Annotated in this window: 1 protein-coding gene; it reads right to left on the bottom strand. The window is 56.0% G+C overall.

The features are described 5' to 3' along the window. Window positions 1-484: DUF5906 domain-containing protein (locus ACKWMY_RS28325; RefSeq protein ID WP_409487562.1), on the bottom strand; the 484-nt coding region annotated here is incomplete at both ends.

The raw sequence follows: 484 nt of genomic DNA, 5'->3' as shown, positions 1-484 counted from the left end.
TCCATCCGGCACCACATCAGCAAAGTTAAAAATCACCCGCCGCCGTGATATGCCCCCGCTGCGATCGCTAAAGGTCATTGAGTTGTTGTTCACCGCCAGCACGACAGCAGGGATCCGCATCGAGTACGGCGCTTTGTATTTCGGGTCTACGGCCACCTTGTCACCTCCTGTAATGGCCTTGATCCCTGCACCGTCACCGGCATAGCGAGCCATATCAGAGAGCACGATCAGCGAGGCACCGACAATCAGCTCCCGTTCCTTAGGATTCTCCAGTGAAGACATGCTGGCGGCCACTGTATTACCCTTGCCAGCTAGCATGGTGCAGACCTCGGCAAATACGCTTTTACCACTGCCGCCCGGCCCGGTGACCTCAAGGAATAGCTGCCAGTCATACCGGTTCGCCATCACCATATAGAGCGCAGCCAATACCCGATCGGCTTTACGGGTATTACCCCCTGTAGAGCGGGTTAACCACTTCCAGAAA

It is taken from the genome of Serratia sp. J2 (assembly GCF_046269175.1).
Taxonomy (GTDB): Bacteria; Pseudomonadota; Gammaproteobacteria; order Enterobacterales; family Enterobacteriaceae; genus Chania; species Chania fonticola_C.
The sequence above is the reverse complement of the archived record's forward strand: the minus strand, read 5'-3'. Positions and strand labels throughout refer to the sequence as shown.